The sequence below is a fragment of the Caballeronia sp. LjRoot34 genome (assembly GCF_964253815.1).
GTDB lineage: Bacteria > Pseudomonadota > Gammaproteobacteria > Burkholderiales > Burkholderiaceae > Caballeronia.
On sequence record NZ_CAXUSB020000001.1, the window covers coordinates 1,363,231 to 1,381,945 of the forward strand.

The window sequence follows — 18,715 nt, forward strand, 5'->3', positions numbered from 1 at the left end:
TTCACGCACGCGCTTGAAGCCGCGCATGAAGTCTCAACCCCGAACGGAAAACGGCCCAAACCAGCGGGCAAAAACGACGTATGTCGACGGCAACGAATTGAAGAAGAGCGGGGCGCGTGCCTTCTTTGAACCTGCAATAGCGCTTGATTACAGCGACTTGCAACAGCGGACACACGCGAACGGCGTATTTTACCCGAGTCGGCCGCCGGCGCGTCATGCCTCGCGCAGCTTATGTCGCCGGATAGTCGCCGGATGGGCCGCGCGGCGATACCATGACGTCTCTTTCAACCTTCCGGCAAGCGTTTCCCCTTGGACCTGAACCCCTCATCAAACTCCCCGGATCGCCCGGACGACGCTTTTGCGTCGACCCGCTTCGTGCTGGTCGAACCGAGCCATCCTGGCAATGTCGGCGCGGCTGCGCGCGCGCTCAAGACGATGGGATTTTCCCGGCTGGTCGTCGTCGCGCCGAAAATCGCGTTCGTCACGCGCGAGCCGGAAGCGATTGCGATGGCGAGCGGCGCCGACGACGTGCTCGCGTCGGCGCAAGTTGTCGAAACACTCGCCGATGCCCTGACTGGCGTGCATTGGTCGATCGCGTTGACGGCGCGTTCGCGGGAATATGGGCCGCCGCAGATGGCGCCGCGCGCCGCGGCGGAGAAAGCCTGCGAGTTCGTGGGTCAAGGGCGCGGCGAAAATTCGGGCACCATTGCGCTCGTGTTCGGTAATGAGCGCGTGGGCTTGTCGAATGCCGACGTGGAACGCTGCAGCGCACTCGCGCACATTCCGGCGAATCCCGCCTATAGCTCGCTGAATCTGGCGCAGGCGGTTCAGGTCCTGGCCTACGAGTTGCGGCTGGCGCTGCTCGGTCGCGCGGACGCAATGCCAGCCATTCCCGCGGCGGCGAGCCCGACAACGTCTGCCCCAAGCGCGTCCAGCGACGAGATAGAAGGCATGTACATGCATCTGGAACAGGCGTTGGTCGAGCTCGATTTCCTCGATCCGGCCAACCCGAAGAAACTGATGTCGCGGTTGCGACGGCTTTTTTCGCGCTCGGGACTGGAGCACGAGGAGGTGAACATTCTTCGGGGTATCGCCAAGCATATTCTTCTAAAAATCAAGCGATAGGAGGGGTTTTATCCCTCACAGCAATGGCGAAGACGCGTCGCGCGTTGTCCGCGTTTCGCCGCTCGCGCATCTTGTGATCAACGCGAGCCCCCAACGCCTGACCGCTTTGCCAGCGGGGGCATCGCAGCGGAATTCCACGGCTCGTCCTACAATCTGCGGAAATTGAACTATCGATTCCCGAATCCGTGCTGAGCCGCGCATCCGAGAGTCGGCATACCGGTCACCCCACAGAGCCACCGCCATGTTTAACCGACTCCGCGAAGACATCGCCGCCATCCGCGAGCGCGATCCGGCCGCCCGCAGCGCCTGGGAAGTCGTGACGTGTTATCCGGGCTTTCATGCTGTGGTCCTGCACCGGATCGCGCACGCTTGCTGGCGCGCGGGCTGGCGTTGGCTTGGGAGGTTTGTCTCGCAGTTCGGGCGTTTCATGACGGGCATCGAGATCCATCCCGGCGCGACGCTTGGACGGCGGGTCTTCATCGATCACGGCATGGGCGTGGTGGTCGGCGAAACGGCGGAAATCGGCGACGATTGCACGATCTACCAAGGTGTGACGCTTGGCGGCACGTCGCTCGCGCGCGGCGCGAAGCGGCATCCGACGCTTGAGCGCGGCGTGATTGTCGGGGCGGGTGCGAAAGTGCTCGGCGGGTTCACGGTCGGCGCGGAGGCGAAGATCGGTTCGAACGCGGTGGTGGTGAAGCCGGTTCCGGCGGGCGGAACGGCCGTGGGTAATCCGGCTCGCGTGGTCATGCCGGCAGCCATTAAACCCGTGCAAAAAGGCTCCGCTATGCCTGAGCGGGCGGCGTTCTGCGCATACGGTATCACGCCAAACGCCGACGATCCGGTGTCGCTCGCTATCCACGGCCTGATCGATCACGCGTCTACGCAAGCGCATCGTGTGGATGAAATTGTGGCGGCGCTTGAGAAACTGGGCACGCGCATAGATGCGATCAGCGGCGTTGAGAATGCCGCGTTCATCGATCTAAAGCGCCTCTCCGATGCAATGAAAGGTGAAGCAGCGCGTCGCTGAAAGCGAGGGGGGGTTCATCGGGCATTGGCCCAAAAGCCCGCAGGAAACCTCCCGCCTGAATTCACTCCAGCGGCAACGCCCGAATACCTTCGGCATCCACGCGCAGATATCCGCCGCGTGGCTCGCCGTGATCCAGTTCCCAATCCGGCATGACCCAGCGAACGCCATCTGCTTCCCGATGACGCGCGGGCAAATGCGTGTGGCCGTGGATCATCGTGTGGGTGCCGGTGCTCGCGAACAGCTTTGCCACCGCGTCGCGCGTCACGTCATATTTCGCCTGCGCCGGACGCATTCTTCCGTCTTCGCTGGTCGAGCGCATGCGCTCCGCAATCGATAAGCGCAGCTTCAGCGGCAAGCTCAAGAAGAGCTGTTGCGCAACCGGGTTACGCGCAAACCGGCGAAAGCGCTGATACGCGGGATCGGCCGTGCAAAGCGCATCGCCGTGGGCCACCACAATACGCGTGCCGAACGCCGTGATAACAAAAGGATCGGGCAACGGCAGCGCCCCGGCGGCCCGCATGAAACGTTTGCCGAGCAGGAAATCGCGGTTGCCATGCATCACGTACAACGCAATGCCGCGTTCGGACAACGTATGCATCAACGCCGTCATGCGCCTCGCGAACGCGGCGCGCGGACCGGGTACCGATGCATCCAGCACATCGTCGCCCACCCAGAATTCGAACAGGTCGCCGAGGATGAACACCGAGTCGGCATCGTTCGCCGTCACCTCGATGAAATGCTCGAACGCCGCCACGGTCTGCACAATGGCGTCGCTCAAATGGAGATCGGAAATGAAAAACAGCGGGCGCGCTGGATCTTTCGCGCCCGCTGTTTCTACTGAATCGATCACGCTGTGCGTCGAGTCGATCATTCCCCGGCGACGACAGCCTTTTCGATCACGACGTCATCCACCGGCACGTCCTGATGGAAACCCTTCGAGCCCGTCTTGACCTTGCGGATCTTGTCGACGATATCGAGGCCTTCCACGACCTTGCCGAACACCGCGTAGCCCCAGCCCTGCGGCGACGGCGACGAGTGGTTCAGGAACTCGTTGTCACCGACGTTGATGAAGAACTGCGCCGTGGCCGAATGCGGGTCATTCGTACGCGCCATCGCGACGGAACCGTGCTCGTTCTTCAGGCCGTTGTTCGCTTCGTTGTCGATAGGTTCGTCCGTCGGCTTTTGCTTCATGCCGGGTTCGAAACCGCCGCCCTGGATCATGAAGCCGTCGATCACGCGATGGAACACGGTGTTGTCGTAGTGGCCTTTCTTTACGTAGTTCAGAAAGTTTTCGACCGACTTGGGAGCCTTCTCAGCGTTCAGTTCGATCTTGATGATGCCGTGATTCGTATGCAGTTCGACCATGATGAGTTCCTTTCCTTTTCAAGAGTAGATGGAGCAATACGCGATGCGCACGGCGTATGCCTGCTTCATGCCTGCTCGCCGTGAAGGCGAGCGGCTACGACTTGTTCCCCGACCTGGGCTTTTGTGGCCCGCTTCCAGGCTTATTCGCGAGCTTACTTCCCGACCACACTAGCCGACTGGATCACGACGTTCGTTTGCGGCACATCGCCCATGGGCCCGCGCGTGGTCGTCGGCGTGCCTTCGATCTTCTTCACTACGTCCATGCCCGCGACCACCTTGCCGAACACGGCATAACCGTTGCCGTCGCCGTTGGGGTAATCGAGGCCGGTGTTGTCGACCGTGTTGATGAAGAACTGCGACGTCGCCGAATCCGGATCGCTCGTGCGTGCCATGGCGAGCGTGCCGGTCACGTTCTTCAGCCCGTTCTTGCTTTCAAGCGGAATGGGCGCGCGCGTGGGCTTTTCGACAAAACTGGTCGTGTAGCCGCCGCCCTGAATCATGAAGCCCGGAATCACGCGATGAAAAATCGTGCCGTTGTACTGGCCTGACTTTACATAGTCCAGAAAGTTGGCGACGCTTTTCGGCGCCTTCTCAGGATACAACTCAACCTTGATGTCGCCTTGCGAAGTCTTGAGCAGCACGGTCGGGTGAGCAGCAGCCTGCGACGACTGAGCGAAGGCGGGCGCCTGGGCGATGAGTGCAGCGCTGCCGAGCGCCAACAACAAACTTTTCATGAGTAATCGATCCTCTGGTTGGAGCAGCTACGGGTGAAGACTTGTCGAACGTTCAAATTATTCAGTTGCCTGGCCGTCTGAACGTTCGATCCTGCCGGATTATCGGAATTATGGATTCGTGGGCGCGAAGTAAGGCGTGGTCGAAAGCGGCACGCTGGGTCCGCCGAACGGCGAGTAAAGCGGCGACGACATGTCGTTAGTGTTGGACGTGGTACCCGACGTCGGCGCCGTCCAGTCATTAGAGGTTGCACTCGACGAAGACGCGGCCGTTGCCGATGAAGCCGCCGCCGGCGCCGAAGCGGCCGAACCATTCGACGCACCCGACGCTGCCGCCGCCGCTTCCGGACGACGTCGCGGCGGAGGCGCCACGATCTTCTGAATGTCGCCCACGCGCTGTGTGGTCAACGGACTCTTCGATCCGAGCGCCTGCGCCCGTTTATACGATTCGCTCGCGAGCCGCAGATACAGATCGCCGAGATTTTCGTACGCCAGCGCGTAACTCGGATTGGCCTTCGTCGCCGTTTCGAGCGCTACGCGTGCTTCATCATAGCGGCCCTTCTTGGCATAGAGCGCGGCAAGATTGTTGTATGGCTCGGGCAGTTCGGGGTAGGCCTGGGTAAGCTCGGTGAACGCGCTTATGGCTTCGTCGTCCCGGTTCAAACGCGCGAGTACGGTCGCACGCTTGAACTTGGCCTGCACGTCGCGCGGGTTGGTCTTCAGGCGTGCGTCGAGCTGCGCGAGCGCGCTTGGCCATTGCTTCTGCGCAATAGCCAGGTCGATGGCGGGCGTGTCGTCCGCGGTGGCGGTGGAGACTTGTGCAAGCACCGGCGCAACTGGCAAAAAAGTTGCGCCAAGTCCGAATGTGACGGTTGCAAGGGCGGTCGCCGCTAGCTTGGCAACGCTTGATGCGCGGCCGCTTGAAGGTTTCATAGGCTCTGGTCTGGATGTTATACTCCGACCCATTCTAACAAAACGTCTGCAACGTTCCGCTGAACGTCCAGACAGTCTTTACGCCACTCGCGGCCGCCTCCGTTTTGATCGCAGCGTGACCGTCATGTTTCCCGCGACGGCGCGCACGGTTCGCAGCGCTTCAAGTTCGAAGCCGGGCCGGGTCAAACATGTTGAATGTGCTGGAACATGCTGGAACGTGTCACATCGCTGATGTTCGCGTCGACGTCGTTCTCGTTGCCGGTCTCATTGTCGTTTTCGATGTTGCTGTCGTTTCACGGCTACCTGTAGCATGGGCCGCAGCAGTGCAGAAAGCACCGCTGCCACCGTCGATATTGGCAGCCGGAAACGAATGCGAGCGGAATGCGAACAACGCGGACATGCAGCACGCCGTCACAACCGCACAAGCCGCTACAACACAGCCGTCACAACACATTTGCCAGCAGTCGAAACACGGATGTCCCGGCCCACGCACCATCGCCTATGAACTCATTGCGCATCTACAACACGCTCGCGCGTGACAAGCAACCTTTCGTGCCGCTCCGTGCCGGAGAAGTGCGCATGTACGTTTGCGGAATCACAGTGTATGACTATTGTCACGTCGGGCACGCACGCATGATGATCGTGTTCGATATTGTCCAGCGCTGGCTTCGTACGCTCGGATACAACGTGACTTATGTGCGCAACATCACAGACATCGACGACAAGATCATTCGCCGCGCAGTTGAAAACGGCGAGTCGATCAAGGCGCTGACGGGGCGATTCATCCAGGCCATGTATGACGACCTCGATGCGCTCGGCGTCGCGCGTCCCGATCTCGAACCGCGTGCGACCGACTTCGTTCCGCAGATGCTGGGCATGATCCAGACGCTCGTGGAGAAAGGGTACGCGTATCAGGGGAAAGACGGCGACGTGAACTATGCGGTGCGCAAGTTCGAGGGCTACGGCAAGCTGTCGGGCAAGTCGATCGAAGACCTGCGCGCGGGCGAGCGCGTGGCTGCAAACGACGCGAAGCAAGATCCGCTCGACTTCGTATTGTGGAAACGCGCGAAGGAAGGGGAGCCGCCGGACACGGGCTGGGACTCGTCATGGGGACGCGGCCGGCCGGGCTGGCATATCGAATGTTCGGCCATGGGCTGCACCTTGCTGGGGGACCGTTTCGACATTCACGGCGGTGGTCAGGACCTGCAGTTTCCGCACCATGAGAATGAAATTGCGCAGAGCGAGGCGGCAACGGGCGTTCAGTTCGTGAACTACTGGATGCATAACGGCTTCGTGCAGATCGACAGTGAAAAGATGTCGAAGTCACTGGGCAACTTCTTTACCATTCGTGAAGTCCTCGAAAAATTCGATGCGGAAGTCGTGCGTTTTTTTATTGCAAGGGCACACTATCGTTCGCCGCTCAATTACAGCGACGTTCATATAGAAGACGCACGTGGGGCGCTCACGCGTTTGTATACAGCGTTGAAAGACGTGACGCCGGATGTCGCGCCGCTCGACTGGAATGAAGCGCACGCGCAACGTTTTCGCGCGGCAATGAACGACGATTTCAACACGCCGGTTGCGATCGCCGTGTTGTTCGAATTGGCGAGCGAAGTGAATCGCTCGCAGGACACCGTGCTCGCACGTCAATTGAAGGAACTGGCCGCTGTGCTCGGGTTGTTGCAACGTGAGCCGCGTGCGTTTCTTCAGGACACACCGCGCAGCAGTCGCGAAAGTGGTGGCAAAGAGGGTGCAGAAAACCTCACGCCTGCCGATATAGACATGAAGATCGCCGCTCGTGTTGCTGCGAAGCAGGCGAAGAACTATGCCGAAGCAGACCGGATTCGCGCCGAATTGCTCGAAGCCGGGATTGCACTTGAGGACAAACCGGGCGGGTTGACCGAATGGCGCCGCAGCTAAGCGCCTCTCGTTCCCTTTGATCGATTCGCCAGGTAGGAGGCATGATGGCAACGGCCAGAAAGGCGCCGGCTAAACGAGCCGCGTCCGGTAGTATCGCGGCACCCGCGAGCAAGGTCGCGCGGCGCGCGCAAGTGAAAACGTCGAAGGTGTCGACGCCCGAGGCGAAGCTCGCCAACGGTGCTGGCCACGACGGAGAACGCAAGACGGTGTCGAAGAAACGTGCGGTCAATGGCGTGGTCCATGACGCTGTCGCGAAAACGGCTAAAACGAACGGTCTCGTTCGTGCACGCAAGACAGTGCGGGCAACTGCGCCTTCAGGGTCACATAAGGTGTCATCCAAGGTGTCTGCCAAGAAGGTGAGCGGCGACACTAATGGCGTGCTCGACGTGAAAACCGATGAGGTAGACATCGGCACCGACGCCACGCAGGCGCTCGTGCGCGCGCCGCAGAACGACGGCGAGATCGTCCGCAAGTCGCGTGCGATCACCGCCGAGAAAGCCGTGCCGGTGCAGACGCCCGGGTTATCGGTGGAAGCGGCGCGTCCCGAGTATTGGGACAAGGCGTGCGCCGACCTCGTCAAGCGCGACCGTATTCTCAAGAAGCTGATTCCGAAGTTCGGCCCGGTGCATCTGATCAATCGCGACGATCCGTTCACCACGCTTGCGCGTTCGGTTGTCGGCCAGCAAATTTCCGTGACGGCTGCACAGGCCATCTGGAAGCGCGTGGAAGGTACGTGCCCGACGCTCGCGCCGCAGCAGTTCATCAAGGTGGGACCGGCGAAGTTGCAGTCGTGCGGGTTATCGAAGCGCAAGTCCGAATATATCCTCGACGTCGCGCAGCATTTCGTTTCGGGCGCATTGCACGTGGATAGCTGGACATCAATGGAAGACGAGGCCGTAATCGCGGAGTTGACGCAGATTCGCGGCATCGGCCGGTGGACGGCTGAAATGTTCCTGATCTTCAACTTGTCGCGCCCAGACGTCTTGCCGCTCGATGACCTCGGCCTGATCCAGGCCATCAGCGTCAACTATTTCAGCGGCGAGCCCGTGACCCGCAGCGAAGCGCGCGAAGTCGCGGCCAACTGGGAACCGTGGCGCACCGTCGCGACCTGGTACATGTGGCGCAGCCTTTATCCCGTCCCCGCCGATCACTAAAATTCCCCGGTCGCAGTTGTTGAGCTATTGATATCTTATAATCGATAGTTGCGACCCGAAATTTAGTGAGGCCGGCGCGGTTAGAATACGCGCTGCCCGATGCTCTAGGATTCGAACATATGAAGACCACGTTTCTGGATTTCGAACAGCCTATCGCTGAACTCGAAGCGAAGATCGAAGAATTGCGCTTCGTTCAGGACGATTCCGCTGTCGATATTTCGGAAGAAATCGAGCGGCTGTCGAAGAAGAGCCAGCAACTCACCAAAGATATCTATGCCAACCTGACCCCCTGGCAGGTTTCGCAGATCGCGCGTCATCCGCAGCGCCCGTACACGCTCGACTATGTGAACGAGCTGTTCACCGACTTTCACGAACTCCACGGCGACCGCTCTTATGCGGACGACTTGGCTATTGTCGGCGGCCTGGCGCGGTTCAACGGCCAGCCCTGCATGGTGATCGGCCAGCAGAAGGGCCGCGACACGAAAGAGCGCGCAGCGCGCAATTTCGGCATGCCGCGCCCGGAGGGGTATCGCAAGGCTGAGCGGCTCATGCGGCTTGCGGAGAAATTCGGCTTGCCGATTTTCACGTTCATCGACACCCCGGGCGCTTACCCCGGTATTGGGGCAGAGGAGCGTGGGCAGTCGGAAGCAATCGGTCGTAATCTGTATGTGATGGCCGAACTGAAGACGCCGATTGTGGCGACCATCATCGGCGAAGGCGGTTCTGGCGGTGCGCTGGCTATTGCCGTTGCTGACAGCGTGCTGATGCTGCAATTCTCAACGTATTCGGTGATTTCGCCCGAAGGCTGCGCGTCCATCTTGTGGAAAAGCGCGGCGAAGGCGCCGGAAGCGGCCGAAGCGCTGGGTTTGACGGCTCACCGGCTGAAGGCGTTGGGATTGATCGACAAGATCGTCAACGAGCCGCTGGGCGGCGCGCATCGCGATCCGAAAGGCATGGCTGCATTGCTGCGCCGTGCATTAGCCGATACGCTGCGCCAGTTCCACGGCATGAATGCGCTAGACGTTCGTGCGCGCCGCTTCGACAAGCTGATGGCGTACGGCAAGTTCAAGGAAAACCTGCCGGGTGCGTAAAGCTTGAGCGCGGCGCTCACGGTTTCCTCTGTGCAGTTTGCCCTGACAGGCTGCTGCCTTGAAGGCAGCTTAACAAGCCGACTCCCGTGACATCCTCCGACATTGACACTCCCGCCAGCCGCCTCGTGATCGATGCGGTGCGTGCGGCGTTCGCCGATGTGCCGGTCTCTCCTCGACCCTTCATCGCCGTTGCGTTCAGCGGCGGTCTCGACTCGACTGCGTTGCTCGATGCTGCGGTTCGATGTGGGGGGGCGTCACGTGTGATTGCGTTGCATATTCATCACGGCTTGAGTCCGAACGCCGACGCCTGGGCCGCGCATTGTCACGCGTTCGCACAAGCGCTGGGCATCAGGTTCGCGTCGCGTCAGGTCGACGTGGTGCGTGAAGGCGGCGAGAGTCTCGAAGCGGCGGCACGCGACGCGCGTTATCGCGCGCTCGACGCGCTGTGCGACGAGCAGGGCGCAAGCGCGCTTTGGCTCGCGCATCATGCCGACGATCAGGCGGAAACCGTGTTGCTGCAATTGCTGCGCGGCGCGGGCGTGGCCGGGCTTGCCGCAATGGCGCCGCAACGCGCCGACGGTGTCTCCACGCCTCGCGTGCGGCCGTTATTGCATCTGTTGCGCGCACAACTTGAGCATTACGCACATGAGCGCGATCTTCGCTGGATCGACGACGAATCCAACGCCGATACCCGCTATGCCCGCAACGCGCTGCGTCATGACGTGCTGCCGGCGCTCGCTGTGCATTTTCCCGGTTTCCGCGATGCGCTTGCGAGGACAGCGTCGCATGCGGCATCGGCGCAAAGGTTGCTCGATGAACTCGCGCGCATCGACATGACATCGGCGCAAGGTGACGATGAAGGGGCGCTGGCCTTGTCAGCGGTACTCGCTTTCGACGATGAACGCGCGATCAACCTGCTGCGTTACTGGATGCGCTCGCTCGGGCTGCAGGCGGCATCGGCGGCGCGTATTGGCGAGGTGTTGCGGCAATTGCGCGACGCCGCGGTTTCCCGCGATGGCCATGCGTTGCGTATCGATCACGCCGGGTCTTGCTTGCGGGCGTATCGCGATGCGATCTTCTGGGAAAAGGGCGATAGCGCGGACCCCGCCGATCTCGACGATGGCGCAAATCCCGCGCGCATGGCGAGCGTGCTGAACTGGGACGGCGAAAGTATCTGGCGCCTGCCGCATTGGCGCGGGACGTTCGTGTTCAAGCCCGTGCAGTCAAGCGATGCAGACGCGGTTTCCGAAGCCACGCTGCGCGCCGCGCCGCTTTGCGCGCGTTCGCGCGCGGGCGGCGAGCGCTTGCGCTTGAGTGCGGATGGACCCGGCCGGACCCTGAAAAACCTGTTTCAGGAGCGCGGCGTGCCGGGTTGGAAACGCGACGTCCCGTTGGTGTTTCTCGGCGAAACCTTGCTGTTCGTGCCTTCCATTGGCGTCAATCGGGCGTGCGTCGAAGTCAGCGGTGAGGGTGGCGAGCTTAGGTATAGGCGGATCGAGTGGCAGCCGGACCTGGTTATTGCCTGAACGGCTAGCCGGTGCGTTGGCGCGTTGCATCTGCGCCGGTCCCGGCGTGCGAAACTCAATCTGCCCCGATTTTTCAGTGCTTTATACGCGGGAACAAATCCCGGTCGATTTTTCTTGTGGACGCCTGTAAGCGGCCTGCGCGCGGCCTCCCAGCGCCCCGCAAACGCGTCGAATCGCCCGTTGCGGCTTGTGTTTTGGGCCTCGATCGGGTACGTTTACCGGTTTCCCGCAACGCTTTTCAAGCAGCTTTTCCGTCCAGAAGACGCGTTTTTAGCCGCCAGAATTGCATTTTGCGCGCGAGCCAACCTTGCGCGTGCGGCTACCGCGCTTCGTCGTCACGCTTAAGTCGTCGATCGCACCGATCCAGGGTTTGCTTGTGTTTCTTCAAGCCGGCTTCTGATGCAATACGTGAAACACGTGCAGTCGTGCAGTACGCGGCGCATCAAACGGCGCGCCAGCGCGGCTTTTCCTCCTGTTCAAAACGACAATGGCACTCATCGTACATAAATACGGCGGCACTTCGATGGGCTCGGTCGAGCGCATCAAGAACGTCGCCAAGCGCGTCGCGAAATGGCACAGGGCCGGCCACAAGATGGTCGTCGTCCCGTCGGCCATGTCCGGCGAAACGAACCGCCTGCTCGGCCTCGCGCGCGAAATTACCGCTCATCCCGACCCGCGCGAACTCGACATGATTGCCTCCACGGGCGAGCAAGTCAGCGTCGGCCTGCTCGCGATTGCGTTGCAAGCCGAAGGTCTTGAAGCGGTCAGCTATGCCGGCTGGCAAGTGCCGATCAAGACCGACAGCGCGTTCACGAAAGCACGCATCAGCGACATCGACGGCACGCGTGTGCTCGCCGATCTCGACGCAGGCAAGGTCGTGGTGGTCACGGGCTTCCAGGGCGTCGATCCTGACGGGCATATCGCCACGCTGGGACGCGGTGGTTCGGACACGTCGGCAGTCGCGATTGCGGCGGCGTTGAAAGCGGACGAATGCCTGATCTATACGGACGTTGACGGTGTTTACACCACGGACCCGCGCGTGGTCGAAGAAGCGCGCAGGCTGGATCGCGTGACGTTCGAAGAGATGCTGGAAATGGCAAGCCTCGGGTCGAAGGTGCTGCAGATCCGTTCGGTGGAATTCGCCGGTAAATATCAGGTCAAGACGCGCGTGTTGTCGAGCCTGACGGACCCGTTGATTCCGCTCGAAACCGAAATGCGCTCGGGCACCCTGATTACTTTTGAAGAAGACGAGACCATGGAAAAAGCTGTTATCTCGGGCATCGCATTTCAGCGTGACGAAGCGCGCATTGCCGTGATGGGCGTGCCCGACAAGCCGGGTATTGCGTACCAGATCCTCGGACCGGTGGCCGATGCGAATATCGACATCGACATGATCATCCAGAACACGAGCGTGGACGGCAAGACCGACTTCACGTTCACGGTTGGCCGCGGCGATTACGCGCATGCCATGGAGATCCTGACGAGCCAGGTGAAGGACCACGTGAAGGCCGAGCAGGTGCGTGGCGATCCGAAGGTGTCGAAGGTGTCGGTGGTCGGCGTGGGCATGCGTTCGCATGTGGGTATTGCGAGCACGATGTTCCGTACGCTGGCGGAAGAGGGCATCAATATCCAGATGATCTCGACGTCGGAGATCAAGATCTCGGTGCTTATCGACGAAAAATATACTGAGCTCGCCGTGCGCGCGCTGCATAAGGTATTTGAACTCGATCGCGGCTAAGGGTACGCGGGAAACGGCGCGGGTGTGACAGCTTGCAGGGTGTTTTATGGCTGTAGTCGAAATAAGCGGCGCAATAGGCTTCGAAGCGCTGTTCGATGCAATTCACGAGATGAAAAATTTTGTCTCATGAAATTGACCCGCGTCGGCTAACCCGCTATTATCTTGGCTTCGTCGCGCTGCCTCCCGCGTGACAAAAAGTGCAGGAGACGTGGCCGAGAGGTTGAAGGTACTCCCCTGCTAAGGGAGCATCTGGGCTAAAACCTGGATCGAGGGTTCGAATCCCTCCGTCTCCGCCAGTCGATGGTTAAAAACCCCGTAGAATCAACGTTCTACGGGGTTTTTGTTTTCTACGACCTACAAATCAACCATCAAAATAGTGTCGGATTTTACAGGCCGTTAGCGGTACCTTCCGGAATACGCACCGAGTGATGCGGATCACCGGACCCGCAGAAAAGGAATCTTTTTTGAGCCCTTCGCACGCTAACAGATGTTTCTGTTGACGGGCTGCGAGTCGCGGCCTATCTCGCTGTTGTGTTGCCATGCGCCGCCCGTCATCCCGAGCGCAACTCAAACGCCATGATCTAGCCTCAGCGCTCGACAGCAGTTTCTGTGCGGCGGCCAAGCCCTCCATCGAAGACAGCTGGCATATCCACTGATGGTCTCGGGCATCGACCTTGATCAGGAGATGGACGGCTGACGCTGCGACGCAGTCATCGGTCTTTACAGCCGAACTTTCGCTTTGGGTCGGGTCGCGTCAATTGCCGTTAGGCAGGGACCGGCCGAGGCCGTGTGAAAACGGAAAAACAATCGGTTTTCGGGTGTCGCTTTACCCTTCCCGAGGTGCTACCAAGCCGATATGGCGCGATCTGAAAGGTCGACCTGCGCAAGCTTCATGTCTAGCACGCGGTTTCACACGGCCTCGGCCATGAAGCGTCATTCGCCCGCGGCGTCGCTTGGACATTCAGAAGTCGTTTCCACACAGGCAGCGGCCATTCGCGATGGCGAACGTTGCATGATCGGCCTTAGCAGACGTCGATGTGATCGCGCAGGTAGAACTGCTATCGAACGCAGACCAACCACTCGATGAATGCCGTTACTTCTTCGGGATGCGATGCCGCAGGCGTGTGAACCCGCTGCACCGTAATCGTCGTGGCATTCATGTGCATGACAAAGAAAGCGCTAGAGCAACTGGCTAAGGATCATCGCAGTACCGACGAGGCTAGCGAGGTATGCCAAGGTACGAATTCCTTTGATACCAGCTAGGTAGCTAATAGCGTGAACAATACGCGCGCCAAGGAACAGCCACGCACCAGCTACCGTAATCGCATTCGATACACCGATTCCGCGCGCCACCAAAACCACGATGGCGAAAGGCACGAGGTTTTCCAGCAGATTACGGTGGGCGCGTATTCCGCGGCCAGCCATACCGGTCGGCTCGGGTGCGCCTTCACGATTGCCGGATATAATCGGCATGCCAACCTGCTTCGCATAGAGAGCCACGTAGATCAGCGGCAGAACAAGGCATAGCACACCCGAATCTACGAGAGCCAACAATTCACTGTTCATTCTGCATCCTATCCATTAGTTAGTTATTGGTCCGACTCGGGTCACTGTCCCTTCGCGGCCTGTTCGATAAGTGCAGCGACTTCGTCGGGATGCGACACCGGCGACGCGTGGCTCGACTGCAGCGTCACGGTCGTGGCATTCATGCGCTTGGCGAAGAAGGCTTCGGCTTGCGGCGGCACCATCAGGTCGTTGGCCGAGATCGCGTAGTACGTCGGCTTGAGATGCCAAGCCGCGACCGTCGCCGGAGCACCGAAAGCTGCACCGCTGATCGGCTTCTGTTTGGCCGCCAGCGCCTCGCCTTCGGCCTCCGGAACATCGCCGACGAAGACGTGCGCGTAGGCGGCGGAATCTATGGAAAGGAAGCCCTTGTCGTTGGGATGAATCGCCTTCAGACCTTCAGTCGGCGGGCCGTTCGACGTCAGCGCTTGCAAGGTTTCACCCTTGTCCGGCGCGAAGGCAGCAACATAGACCAGCGACTTGACCTTCGGACTGTCCCCGGCCTCACCGATCACGACGCCACCCCAGGAATGGCCGACCAGAACGGTCTCACCCTTTTGGGCTTCCAGCACCTTCCGGGTCTCGGCAACGTCGGCGTCGAGCGAAGTCAGCGGGATATCGACTTCCGTGACCTTGAAACCCTTTGCGCGCAACAGGTGCGCGACTTGATCCCAGCTTGATTTGTCGGTGAAGGCGCCGGGCACGAGCACGACGTTATGGGCGGTCGCGGCGGATGCGGCGAGAGGAGCGCCCACCGCCAACATGGCGACAAGGGCGGTACTGATGGCAGTGATTTTCATCTGGATGACCTTTCGATATGATGAGGGTTCCGGCAAATCGGAACATTTCTTGTCAATCGCTTCCAATGCAAGAATGTGATGGTGATTTCCTACAGAAACGCTTATATTTCTGTGTTAAAGCGTATCTGCACGGTAGAATCATATTCATGAGAGACGATTCATACCATGATGGAATTGCCGAAAAACTTAACCATTCATCCGAAAATTGGCGACACTGCATCGCCTGATCTGCTGTCCCACGTGCTGGCACAAATCCGTCTCACGGGAGATCTCGTCTACGCGTGTACCCTCGCGCCGGGGGAGCGCTTGGCGCTGGAAACCGGGGTGGCGCATGTTTGCATCGTGACGCAGAGCGCGCTGCGCATCGAGGGTTCAGAAAATGGAACCATGACCATCGACACGGGCGATCTGATGATGTGGCAGCGCGGCGCGGGTGATCTGAGGTTGACCGCCGATGAGGTACCGACGACCATCATCCTTTGCCGCTTCCTGTTTGACACCGACAGCCTTCGGGGCCTGGTGTCCGCGCTACCCGAGTGCATCCACATCAGGCGTGAGGAGAGCGCGGGATGGCTCGAGGGGATCGTGCATTTCCTGATGATCGAAGCCGGCGATGTCCAGCCGGGCGCCGCCTTGATGGTTTCCCGGCTGATCGATCTGGTAGTCATCCGCACATTGCGGAGCTGGATCCAGCAAGGGCCCGCGTCGGGATGGCTGGGCGGACTGTCCGATGCGCGCATCGCCCGTGCGCTGAAAGCCATTCATGAACAACCCATGCAGCGCTGGAGCATCGAGACCCTTGCGGCCATTGCCGGCATGTCCCGCTCCAATTTCTGCGAGCGCTTTGCCGCACTGGTGGGCCGATCTCCGCTGCGTTACCAGAACGAATGGCGTTTGACGCTTGCGAAGGATTTGCTGGCCAAGCGCGAGGCCCGAGTCGGTGAAATCGGACTCAGTATCGGTTACGAGTCGGAGGCCGCCTTCAGCCGCGCTTATAAGGCGCTGTTCGGTCATTCGCCACGCGTCGATTACAGGCAGCGCAGCGATATCAATTGGCAGGCGTAGTTGGCTCGCTATCGACTTGTCAGAGTATTCCACCCATTTCCCGGATCAAGTCGACTAGCGCCCGCAACGGCAGAGGCAGGTTCTGGCATCCCGAGTAATAAAGGCAAAGTGCGGGATAAGTCGGCGACCAATCTCCCAGCACGCGCACGAGCGTGCCGCGCTCCAGATCGTCCTTAACGTACCAGTCCGCGAGCATTGCGAGGCCGAGGCCGTCACGCGCCGCGGTGTGCATCAGCGTGGGTTCGTCCAGCAGCAGCGGGTCGTTCACGTTGACGGTCAACGGCTCGCCATGACGGACGAATTCCCAGCCGACGGCCGCACCACTAGGCTGCCGCGCGCGGATACAGCAATGCGCCGCAAGATCGCCCGGCGATGACGGTTTCTCGCGACCGGCGAAATACGCCGGTTATCCCACGACGGCCATCTGGAACGGTTGCCCCATCGGAATCGCGACCATGTCGCGTGGCACGAGATCGGCGCGGCGGATTCCCGCGTCGAAGCCATCCGCGACGATTTCGATCAGTCCGCCTTCGGTGACGAGGTCGATGCACATGTGCGGGTGTCGGCGCAGGTACCAGTGTGCGCGCCAGTTCTCGATACCCTACCTGCGAGGGCTTGCGGGTGCGATTCCCGTAGGCTACTCACCTAAGAGTGTGTCAAAACCTTTTTGTTGAAGCCTATCATTGCCTTTTCGCGTTTCAGGGTGACAGCCATCGATGAAGCTGCACATGCTTTGCTCAGCGATCCACCTGGTCGACCATCGAAGGAAAGCGCACACGTTTTTCCTTCGCGTTCTTGCACACGCTGGCGACGAGTCGGGGAGGCGGAAAAGCTACGGCGTGTCGGAATTGCGGGGCTGAAATCGTCTTATGAAACGTCTATTGGAAAGCCATCGTGTTAGAAAATATCATCAGCTTGAATACGGAGCAGACAACTGACCTGGCTCACCGGCATCGGTGGACATCTACCATGCTGCATCGCTATGGAATGAAGTGTCGGCTCCACGATTCTCGTTCAGCGGATTGCAAGATCCAGCAGCGGCAACTCGGGGAGTTCCTGGTTTTAGATCTGGACATGGCGCATCAGGCCGTATCGCCTACTCTTCAGGAGAACGCCTGCTGGAACGGGGAGCACCTTTTTCTGAAGATGATCAAGCGCGGCTCCATTTCAATAGAGCAGAACGGAAGCACACGAACGTTCGGCCAGCAGAGTGTGCTCGCTGTCGATCCGCTGCACGCCTACGCTGAATATTTTGGCGAGCAGTCATCGGTCACTGTGCTGCGACTACCGAAGCAGGCTTTGCGTGATCGCGGATTGCCCTATAGCTTTCATGATGTTCATCTTGGCGATTCGAGTTCACCGGACGTCCTGGCCGTGCGCGACTTTGTCCTTCTGCTCGCGCTGCAGCGGGGGGTGATTAGCAGCGAGCTGGGGAAACGCATGTCGGATCTGTGTCTCGATTTGCTGGACGTGATATTCAATGAGGGATCGAAGTCCGGACATAGACGAACCAGCGCAATGACCTTGGTACTGCGCGCGAAGCAGGTAATCAGGCGCCTCGCCCGAAATCCCGATCTGAACATGTCCAGGATCGCACGGGAGATGAACATATCGCCGAACTACCTGACTCGCGCGTTTAGAACAACCGGCCAAACGCCAATGCGCTATTTGATGTCCTTGCGCCTTGAGCTTGCGTCGCAGATGCTTACCGAAACGAATCGTCAGGTCAAGGAAATCGCATTTGGTTGCGGGTTTGTCAGTACCTCACATTTTTGCCATGTTTTCAGGCGGGAATTCGGGATGTCTCCCTCGGACTTCGCATCTCAATGCCCTGCGGTTTCTCCGGATTCTAAAGACCGAGATCGCTTAAGCCTTCATGGTCGTCGGGGCGGCGCCCCAGCGCCCAATGAAACAGGCGGTCTTTAGCCTCAATTGGAAGATCGTTGATGGAAGCGTGTCGGACGGCCATCAAACCGGTTTCGTCGAACTCCCAGTTTTCATTACCATACGAGCGAAACCAGTTTTGTGCGTCGTCGTGCCACTCGTAAGCGAACCGCACCGCAATCCGGTTGCCTGTGAATGCCCAAAGCTCTTTGATCAGGCGGTAATCAAGTTCACGCTGCCATTTGCGGGTAAGCAGGGCGACGATAGCCGGGCGCCCCGTTGCAAATTCGGCGCGGTTCCGCCATCGGCTGTCGAGGGTGTACACCAGCTTAACCTTTTCGGGATCTCGCGTATTCCAGCCATCTTCGGCCATCCGAACTTTTTGCTTGGCCGTCTCTTCGTTGAAGGGCGGGAGCAGGGGGTGTTGTTCCTTCGACATGAGAAATCTCCTTGGTGAAGAATGGGTCTGTTGAGGTTTCACCCCACAAGCGGATCCGTTGAAAGCCCTAAATATAGCCAACGCGATGGATTGCCGGCCCGGCCTCGCAAATACGCAACAGGCGTATTTGCGTCTGACAGTCGACGACGGCTGCCAGGGGTTGTCCCGAAATTAAGTTCGAGAAATGCGAGCACCCGCGACGTCACACGATGCATGGCCGGTAAATCCGACTTGTCCTAGCTAATGATCCATAGCTTGCCACGCATCGGGGCGATCAACTTAATGCAAGCTGTGGAAGCACGAAGCAGGAAATCGTTGTGCCTGTTTCAGAACACACGCGCAGCATCAGTT

Annotated in this window: 17 protein-coding genes, 1 tRNA gene and 1 pseudogene; 10 read left to right on the top strand and 9 right to left on the bottom strand. The window is 59.7% G+C overall.

Translation table 11 applies throughout. The features are described from left to right. The first annotated feature begins 309 nt into the window (after positions 1-309). Together ACSQ36_RS05975 and cysE are read left to right on the top strand one after the other, a co-directional pair. Positions 310-1,125 (top strand): RNA methyltransferase, encoded by an 816-nt coding sequence (locus tag ACSQ36_RS05975; protein WP_436181217.1) that lies wholly within the window; start codon positions 310-312, stop codon positions 1,123-1,125. 241 nt (positions 1,126-1,366) lie between these two features. Continuing rightward, entirely contained in the window at positions 1,367-2,155 is a 789-nt protein-coding gene (gene cysE, locus ACSQ36_RS05980; protein ID WP_436181218.1) for a serine O-acetyltransferase, read from the top strand. Between the two features lie 61 nt (positions 2,156-2,216). Here the strand turns inward: cysE and ACSQ36_RS05985 are convergent, their stop codons facing one another. From ACSQ36_RS05985 to ACSQ36_RS06000, 4 genes are all read right to left on the bottom strand, one after another. Then, the gene (locus tag ACSQ36_RS05985) at positions 2,217-3,026 is read right to left on the bottom strand and encodes a UDP-2,3-diacylglucosamine diphosphatase (RefSeq protein WP_436181219.1); all 810 of its coding nucleotides are present in this window, start codon (positions 3,024-3,026) and stop codon (positions 2,217-2,219) included. After that, entirely contained in the window at positions 3,023-3,520 is a 498-nt protein-coding gene (locus ACSQ36_RS05990) for a peptidylprolyl isomerase (protein ID WP_213763243.1), read from the bottom strand. Before ACSQ36_RS05990 ends, ACSQ36_RS05985 begins: the two co-directional genes overlap by 4 nt. 152 nt (positions 3,521-3,672) lie before the next feature. Then, a complete protein-coding gene (locus tag ACSQ36_RS05995) occupies positions 3,673-4,254 on the bottom strand; it encodes a peptidylprolyl isomerase (protein ID WP_436181220.1) in 582 nt (193 codons plus the stop codon). A gap of 108 nt (positions 4,255-4,362) precedes the next feature. After that, a complete protein-coding gene (locus tag ACSQ36_RS06000) occupies positions 4,363-5,184 on the bottom strand; it encodes a tetratricopeptide repeat protein (protein ID WP_436181221.1) in 822 nt (273 codons plus the stop codon). Positions 5,185-5,685: 501 nt separating this feature from the next. On the opposite strand from ACSQ36_RS06000, the gene cysS reads away from it, so the two are divergent. The 6 genes from cysS (at position 5,686) to ACSQ36_RS06030 (ending at position 12,909) form a co-directional block, all read left to right on the top strand. Beyond that, positions 5,686-7,104: a cysteine--tRNA ligase gene (gene cysS / locus ACSQ36_RS06005; RefSeq protein ID WP_436181222.1), complete on the top strand. Its 1,419-nt coding sequence runs from the start codon at positions 5,686-5,688 to the stop codon at positions 7,102-7,104. Positions 7,105-7,148: 44 nt separating this feature from the next. Next, the gene (locus ACSQ36_RS06010; RefSeq protein WP_436181223.1) at positions 7,149-8,258 is read left to right on the top strand and encodes a DNA-3-methyladenine glycosylase family protein; all 1,110 of its coding nucleotides are present in this window, start codon (positions 7,149-7,151) and stop codon (positions 8,256-8,258) included. A 119-nt stretch (positions 8,259-8,377) separates the two neighbouring features. Continuing rightward, complete coding sequence (locus tag ACSQ36_RS06015; RefSeq protein ID WP_213763236.1) at positions 8,378-9,349, top strand: acetyl-CoA carboxylase carboxyltransferase subunit alpha; 972 nt, start codon at positions 8,378-8,380, stop codon at positions 9,347-9,349. 86 nt (positions 9,350-9,435) lie between these two features. Next, entirely contained in the window at positions 9,436-10,875 is a 1,440-nt protein-coding gene (gene tilS, locus ACSQ36_RS06020) for a tRNA lysidine(34) synthetase TilS (RefSeq protein ID WP_436181224.1), read from the top strand. Between the two features lie 487 nt (positions 10,876-11,362). After that, positions 11,363-12,613 (top strand): aspartate kinase, encoded by a 1,251-nt coding sequence (locus ACSQ36_RS06025; RefSeq protein ID WP_213763232.1) that lies wholly within the window; start codon positions 11,363-11,365, stop codon positions 12,611-12,613. Between the two features lie 202 nt (positions 12,614-12,815). Then, a tRNA-Ser gene (locus tag ACSQ36_RS06030) sits at positions 12,816-12,909 on the top strand. Between the two features lie 883 nt (positions 12,910-13,792). On the opposite strand, the gene ACSQ36_RS06035 is transcribed toward ACSQ36_RS06030, so the two are convergent. Together ACSQ36_RS06035 and ACSQ36_RS06040 are read right to left on the bottom strand one after the other, a co-directional pair. Continuing rightward, positions 13,793-14,179, bottom strand: coding sequence for an MAPEG family protein (locus tag ACSQ36_RS06035; protein WP_436181225.1), 387 nt, complete (start codon positions 14,177-14,179; stop codon positions 13,793-13,795). Between the two features lie 41 nt (positions 14,180-14,220). Next, complete coding sequence (locus tag ACSQ36_RS06040) at positions 14,221-14,976, bottom strand: alpha/beta fold hydrolase (RefSeq protein ID WP_436181226.1); 756 nt, start codon at positions 14,974-14,976, stop codon at positions 14,221-14,223. A gap of 168 nt (positions 14,977-15,144) precedes the next feature. Between ACSQ36_RS06040 and ACSQ36_RS06045 the strand changes: the two genes are divergently transcribed. Then, positions 15,145-16,041 (top strand): AraC family transcriptional regulator, encoded by an 897-nt coding sequence (locus tag ACSQ36_RS06045; RefSeq protein WP_436183101.1) that lies wholly within the window; start codon positions 15,145-15,147, stop codon positions 16,039-16,041. Between the two features lie 19 nt (positions 16,042-16,060). On the opposite strand, the pseudogene ACSQ36_RS06050 reads toward ACSQ36_RS06045, so the two are convergent. Both ACSQ36_RS06050 and ACSQ36_RS06055 read right to left on the bottom strand, forming a co-directional pair. Next, positions 16,061-16,435: pseudogene (locus ACSQ36_RS06050) on the bottom strand (LysR substrate-binding domain-containing protein); the annotation flags it as partial. 12 nt (positions 16,436-16,447) lie between these two features. Further along, positions 16,448-16,594 carry a hypothetical protein gene (locus ACSQ36_RS06055; protein ID WP_213763225.1) on the bottom strand — a complete coding sequence of 49 codons (147 nt, stop codon included), beginning with the start codon at positions 16,592-16,594 and terminating at the stop codon, positions 16,448-16,450. Between the two features lie 416 nt (positions 16,595-17,010). Between ACSQ36_RS06055 and ACSQ36_RS06060 the strand changes: the two genes are divergently transcribed. Beyond that, a complete protein-coding gene (locus tag ACSQ36_RS06060) occupies positions 17,011-17,967 on the top strand; it encodes a helix-turn-helix transcriptional regulator (protein ID WP_436181227.1) in 957 nt (318 codons plus the stop codon). Here the strand turns inward: ACSQ36_RS06060 and ACSQ36_RS06065 are convergent. Then, on the bottom strand, positions 17,891-18,364 hold the full coding sequence (locus ACSQ36_RS06065; protein ID WP_436181228.1) for a DUF1348 family protein: 474 nt from the start codon (positions 18,362-18,364) through the stop codon (positions 17,891-17,893). The two genes, ACSQ36_RS06060 and ACSQ36_RS06065, sit on opposite strands and share 77 nt — an antisense overlap. Positions 18,365-18,715 lie beyond the last annotated feature (351 nt).

What these genes read in the sequence shown, in the direction of transcription:
- cysE (WP_436181218.1), top strand. Translation starts at nt 1,367, where the DNA reads ATGTTTAACCGACTCCGCGAAGACATCGCCGCCATCCGCGAGCGCGAT.
- ACSQ36_RS05985 (WP_436181219.1), bottom strand. Translation starts at nt 3,026, where the DNA reads ATGATCGACTCGACGCACAGCGTGATCGATTCAGTAGAAACAGCGGGC.
- ACSQ36_RS05990 (WP_213763243.1), bottom strand. Translation starts at nt 3,520, where the DNA reads ATGGTCGAACTGCATACGAATCACGGCATCATCAAGATCGAACTGAAC.
- ACSQ36_RS05995 (WP_436181220.1), bottom strand. Translation starts at nt 4,254, where the DNA reads ATGAAAAGTTTGTTGTTGGCGCTCGGCAGCGCTGCACTCATCGCCCAG.
- ACSQ36_RS06000 (WP_436181221.1), bottom strand. Translation starts at nt 5,184, where the DNA reads ATGAAACCTTCAAGCGGCCGCGCATCAAGCGTTGCCAAGCTAGCGGCG.
- cysS (WP_436181222.1), top strand. Translation starts at nt 5,686, where the DNA reads ATGAACTCATTGCGCATCTACAACACGCTCGCGCGTGACAAGCAACCT.
- ACSQ36_RS06010 (WP_436181223.1), top strand. Translation starts at nt 7,149, where the DNA reads ATGGCAACGGCCAGAAAGGCGCCGGCTAAACGAGCCGCGTCCGGTAGT.
- ACSQ36_RS06015 (WP_213763236.1), top strand. Translation starts at nt 8,378, where the DNA reads ATGAAGACCACGTTTCTGGATTTCGAACAGCCTATCGCTGAACTCGAA.
- ACSQ36_RS06025 (WP_213763232.1), top strand. Translation starts at nt 11,363, where the DNA reads ATGGCACTCATCGTACATAAATACGGCGGCACTTCGATGGGCTCGGTC.
- ACSQ36_RS06035 (WP_436181225.1), bottom strand. Translation starts at nt 14,179, where the DNA reads ATGAACAGTGAATTGTTGGCTCTCGTAGATTCGGGTGTGCTATGCCTT.
- ACSQ36_RS06040 (WP_436181226.1), bottom strand. Translation starts at nt 14,976, where the DNA reads ATGAAAATCACTGCCATCAGTACCGCCCTTGTCGCCATGTTGGCGGTG.
- ACSQ36_RS06045 (WP_436183101.1), top strand. Translation starts at nt 15,145, where the DNA reads ATGGAATTGCCGAAAAACTTAACCATTCATCCGAAAATTGGCGACACT.
- ACSQ36_RS06055 (WP_213763225.1), bottom strand. Translation starts at nt 16,594, where the DNA reads ATGTGCATCGACCTCGTCACCGAAGGCGGACTGATCGAAATCGTCGCG.
- ACSQ36_RS06060 (WP_436181227.1), top strand. Translation starts at nt 17,011, where the DNA reads ATGCTGCATCGCTATGGAATGAAGTGTCGGCTCCACGATTCTCGTTCA.
- ACSQ36_RS06065 (WP_436181228.1), bottom strand. Translation starts at nt 18,364, where the DNA reads ATGTCGAAGGAACAACACCCCCTGCTCCCGCCCTTCAACGAAGAGACG.